This is a genomic window from Tissierellales bacterium (genome assembly GCA_025210965.1).
Classification (GTDB): domain Bacteria; phylum Bacillota; class Clostridia; order Tissierellales; family JAOAQY01; genus JAOAQY01.
This window is the reverse complement of record JAOAQY010000076.1, coordinates 1-4,694: the sequence shown is the minus strand read 5'-3', so window position 1 is coordinate 4,694 and position 4,694 is coordinate 1. Positions and strand designations below refer to the sequence as shown.

The following is a 4,694-nucleotide window of genomic DNA, read 5'->3' as shown; positions in this document are numbered from 1 at the left end:
CTTTTCTTATTTTTTCATCAAAACATCCATCTATGATTTCATCAGTATCGATACCGACATCAATTGCCCAAACATCCGAATTTGTGAAACTTGATATTGTTCTTACACCATTGCCTCCTGTTACGAAGTTTGAAAATTGTAGTTTAGTTACGTTTCTTTTGCACGGCGATACGTTTTCGTAGAAGACGCCATGATCAGCACCAAATGCTAGTATTATTTTTTTATCTATATCTACAAATTGTTTTTGAAATATACCGCTCAATTGGATTGCAATATGTTCTAATTTGCCTAAACTATTTAGAGGCTTGATTTGAATATCCAATCTTTTTTTTGCTAATATTTTAAATTCTTCGCTGAGTGGCTCTATGTTTTTGATAGTGTCATTTAATATTTTCATATGTATTTCCCCTTTTCTGATTATAATATGTATGGTGATGAAGTTGCAAAGAATTGGATTATTTTGGCATATTTCATATAAAATTTACCAAAATCATTATAGCATATTATTGATAGTGGAAATATTAATAGAATATAATAACAGCGGATTTTAAATTTAACTTAATTGTGATACAATGATAATAAAAAAGGGTGTTACGATGAAAAAGACAAAAATAGCAATTATCATAATGAGTATATTAGCTTTAGGATTTGCATTAAATATTGTGTCAAAAGTCGACCATGATATGAAGATAATAGACGAATGGGAATCTAAATTTGAAGAAGGAATAGAGAACGTCTAATGTTTTTTGTGAAAAATGAATTTAATAAAAAATTACTATTTGTATTAATTGTTCTTGGAATTGAGTTCTCGATTTTTAAATTTTGCGAGATGCTTTTTGAAAATACACAATATGTCCTAAGAGGGTGGATAATAAATATGAATTTGGCAGTATTGTATTTTATTATATTTTTACTAATGGTGGGGATGATAAGGGTTGTATTTAATTTTTCTAAGAAGTATAGCAAACAGATAAGAATAATAGTCCGTTTTATAGCGTGTAGTATAATTATTGTTTGCTTTGTTTATTATTCATCTATATATTTGCTTATATCTTTACTTAGTTATCAATATGAAAAAGAGATTATTAAAGATGACCAGATTATGGTTGTTAGAGAATTGAGTTATGGTTTTCATCATACTGAAGTTGAGTTTTTTTATCCGGTAAATTATTTTTTATTGGAAAAATCAGAGTATTCAAGTGTGATAGTGGATGGCAATTTTGATTATTGTGATTTAGAAGAGAAATAGTTAAATAGATCATCTTGTGAGAATAATTCTTGCAAGATGATTTTTTTAGTTAATTTTAAAAATGACAAAAAAAGTGAAAAGATATTGCAAAATGTAAATAAATATGTTAAATTTTACTTGGAATAATTATAAACGCGATAAGGTGACAATGGTGATATTTATTCGTTTTTTTGGATGACAGTTGAGAAAGGGGCAAGAACGAATATGAAAAAACTACTAATGAAGTTTAAAAAAAGAGTATTTCTTAGCATTTTGATGATTGCAATTGCATCTGCTACAAATATTTATTCGGGATATGTGTTAACACATTATTATGACATACTTACATCGAATAATATAAAGTCTGCGGTGATGTTTGCTGGAATAATGATATTCTGGAAAATGGTGTATGTAGTGGTGGATTATGCAACATCAATCTATGTAATGGATTTCAGTAAATGTTTGAAGATAAGGCTGCGGGATGATATTGTGGAGAAGATAACAAGGTTTGAGATGCACGAGTATCAAAAGAAAGAACCTGGAGAATATTCTTCATGGCTTATAAATGATGTAAATTTGATTGATACCAATGCTATTAAACCTTTTTTTGAAATGATAGGTTCAGCGACGTTGTTTGTATTTGCATTTGTTACGCTTATGAAAGTGCATTGGATAATATTGGTAGTAGCTATATTTTCAGCATTGCTGATGTATTTGGTTCCTCAATTCTATGGAGACAAAATAAATGATTTAGTAGAGCGAATATCTAAGCTAAATGAGTCGTTTTCACAAAAAGCAATGGATAATTTTTCAGGATTTGAGACGTTTGTTCAATATAATAAAAAGAAAGAGCTGAGAGAAAGGTTTAGAAAAAGTTATACAGAATTAGAGAATGAAAATTTTAATCTAGAAAAAAAGAAGATTTCAATGGATACTTCTATATTGACAGTGTTTAGAATATGTGAAGCATTTCTAATGGTACTAACTGCTATATTGGCTTTTTTGGGATGGGCAGAAGTGGGAACAGTATTCATTGTGTCTAATATTGCCACTCGTTTTTTCAATTCAATACTGAATTTGTCTTCGAATATAATTATATTTAAGAGTTCGAGAAAGTTATTTCAGAAATTTGATGATTTGTCCTCAGAGCAGCTCTTAGAAGAACATTTAAAATTAGAGGATAAGATTAAAGTTAAAAAATTATCTTTGTACTTTGATGAGACTAATGTGTTTAAAGAAAAAGATTTTTGTTTTTCTATCAAAGGGAAATATGCAATAGTAGGTGAGAGTGGTTGTGGTAAAAGTACTTTGATGAAAGCATTGTCAGGATTGCACAAGGGGTATACTGGTGAGATACAATTTGATGCAGTCGACATAAAGGAGTATTCAGCTACTTCTATTAATTCAAGTATAGCTTATGTCAGTCAAAGTGTGTATATGTTTAATGATACGATACGATTTAATTTGACTATGGGCGATGATATTGATGATGAGAAGATAATGAATGCACTTGAATTTGTCAATTTAAGAGAATTTGTTGAAGGGTTAGAAAATGGGCTAGAAACAATTCTTGCAGATAAGGGGAAAAATCTTTCGGGCGGTCAAAGGCAGAGACTTTCATTAGTTAGAGCATTACTTTCAAATAAAGAAATTTTCTTGTTAGATGAAGCAACTTCAGCACTAGATAAATACAATTCAAAAATGATAGAATCTAGACTTCTTAAAAATCCAAATTATACAGTGATAATGATCACTCACCATTTGGATGAAGAAATTGAGAGTTTATTGACACAGAAGGTTGTATTGTAAAAAATCGGATTATTATTGAAATTTAGAGGAATAAAAGGTATATTGATTTTGGACAAAAGAAAAATCGCGTTTGAAAATGGAGGGCAATATGAAAAAATTCATAAAGTACATGACGTTATTTGCTATAGTGTCTTTGTTAGCAGGTTGTTCTAATGAAGATTCTAAGATAAAGGAATATGAGACGAGAATCGCCGAATTAGAGAATCAAGTTCAGAGTATTTTGGCAGAAAGAGAGAGAACAGAAGATATAAGTATTCTCAAGGAAAAGGTCGAATCAAATGAAAAGTCTGTAAGATTTGTTAATAGAATGATATTTGATAATGCATTGTTTTCACGTGACAATATACGAGTGGACGGTATGGTAGCAGATATGACGTTGACTGAAATCAAAGACGAAATGGGAGAGCAATTTTTATTTTCTGGAGAAAAGACTTTGACAGGCAGGTTCGAAATATTAGAAAATGACGAGTATTATGGCGAGGACATATTTTTCTATTTAGATGATAAACTGACTGGAGTTTTACCGAGAGAAAAATCTGATGTCAGAGATATTTGGTTTAGGTTTAGCAATTATGACGAAGCGCTAGAATTATTAAAACCTTTTGGCACTAGTGGTGAGGTGACGATAAAAATTGATCAATATCGTATAGATTTGCTAGAATCAGAAGTAGTAAATGAAGCTAGAATAACGGGAGTAGCTGAAAATTAAAGTGTCGTAGATGCGGATGCATTGGTCAAATGAAGAAACTGTAATTATTGAAATTAGAAAATTTATTGACGAAATAAAAGGTGGCTAAATAAGATTTTACTTCACAATTAGCCACCTTTTATAATTCAGTTTTTTTCCATAAGATATTCTATTTCGTGAGTTTCTTCATTAGGTTGTTCACTAAGAATTTCAAATCCTATATTTTTGTAGAAGTTTACTGCTTTAATATTGTCTTTGTAAACTGCTAGTGACAATTTCTCGTAGATATCTGACACGTATTTTATAAGTTTAGAGCCAATTCCTTTCCCTTGATAGTCTATGTCTACGAACACAGCTCCTATGAAATCGTCGTTCAAAATGCTTATAAATCCCAAAACTCTTTCGTTTTCAATATATACATAAGTATCGCTGAGAGGTATATAGTTTTCTTTTACAATATTGTAGTTTCTTTGCCAATATTCTTTCGAAACAAAAGGATGTGCATTAATAGTTGAGCTTAACCATATTTTCATTATATTGTCAATTTCTTGCGCTGAGTTATTTGTTTTTCTGATCATTGAAATGCTCCTTTCAGATTATGAAATTATTGGATGTTTGATTGTGAAAATGATTTGAACTCAATCACCAACTTTAGTTTAAGCTATATTGTAGTATTTGTCTATTGCGTATGTCATTTGTGAATATTTTGATATATGGTAAAATGATATTTAGGTATAGTAGAATCAATAACGATATTTTAAAGCATAGATATCATGTGGTATTAAGAGCAGAGAAAATAGATAGAAGAATTATAAGGAGTGGGACTGTTTTATGTCAAAGTTCAAAATAAAATTCTATATTCTCAAAAATGATTTAGAAGAAATGAGAACGATGAATTTGCAGGAGTTAGAGAGTGAATATGGCAATATATATGGACAATTTACATTTGAAATTGATGATTATGAATAT

General features: G+C 29.7%; 6 protein-coding genes. 4 read left to right on the top strand and 2 right to left on the bottom strand.

Annotation, left to right across the window (positions count from 1 at the left end; all coding sequences use genetic code 11):
* Positions 1-397, bottom strand: a 397-nt coding sequence (locus N4A40_05785) for a nicotinate-nucleotide--dimethylbenzimidazole phosphoribosyltransferase (protein ID MCT4661356.1), incomplete at its 3' end; no start/stop codon positions are given.
* A gap of 199 nt (positions 398-596) precedes the next feature.
* Here N4A40_05785 and N4A40_05780 point away from each other — a divergent pair.
* The 4 genes from N4A40_05780 (at position 597) to N4A40_05765 (ending at position 3,746) form a co-directional block, all read left to right on the top strand.
* Complete coding sequence (locus tag N4A40_05780; protein ID MCT4661355.1) at positions 597-740, top strand: hypothetical protein; 144 nt, start codon at positions 597-599, stop codon at positions 738-740.
* 137 nt (positions 741-877) lie between these two features.
* Positions 878-1,249, top strand: a complete 372-nt coding sequence (locus tag N4A40_05775) for a hypothetical protein (GenBank protein ID MCT4661354.1) — start codon at positions 878-880, stop codon at positions 1,247-1,249.
* Between the two features lie 204 nt (positions 1,250-1,453).
* Positions 1,454-3,037: an ABC transporter ATP-binding protein/permease gene (locus tag N4A40_05770; GenBank protein ID MCT4661353.1), complete on the top strand. Its 1,584-nt coding sequence runs from the start codon at positions 1,454-1,456 to the stop codon at positions 3,035-3,037.
* An 88-nt stretch (positions 3,038-3,125) separates the two neighbouring features.
* Positions 3,126-3,746, top strand: a complete 621-nt coding sequence (locus N4A40_05765) for a hypothetical protein (GenBank protein MCT4661352.1) — start codon at positions 3,126-3,128, stop codon at positions 3,744-3,746.
* A 125-nt stretch (positions 3,747-3,871) separates the two neighbouring features.
* On the opposite strand, the gene N4A40_05760 is transcribed toward N4A40_05765, so the two are convergent.
* Positions 3,872-4,303 (bottom strand): N-acetyltransferase, encoded by a 432-nt coding sequence (locus tag N4A40_05760; GenBank protein ID MCT4661351.1) that lies wholly within the window; start codon positions 4,301-4,303, stop codon positions 3,872-3,874.
* Positions 4,304-4,694 lie beyond the last annotated feature (391 nt).

Coding starts and splice junctions, on each gene's coding strand:
- N4A40_05780 (MCT4661355.1), top strand. CDS start 597: ATGAAAAAGACAAAAATAGCAATTATCATAATGAGTATATTAGCTTTA.
- N4A40_05760 (MCT4661351.1), bottom strand. CDS start 4,303: ATGATCAGAAAAACAAATAACTCAGCGCAAGAAATTGACAATATAATG.
- N4A40_05770 (MCT4661353.1), top strand. CDS start 1,454: ATGAAAAAACTACTAATGAAGTTTAAAAAAAGAGTATTTCTTAGCATT.
- N4A40_05775 (MCT4661354.1), top strand. CDS start 878: ATGAATTTGGCAGTATTGTATTTTATTATATTTTTACTAATGGTGGGG.
- N4A40_05765 (MCT4661352.1), top strand. CDS start 3,126: ATGAAAAAATTCATAAAGTACATGACGTTATTTGCTATAGTGTCTTTG.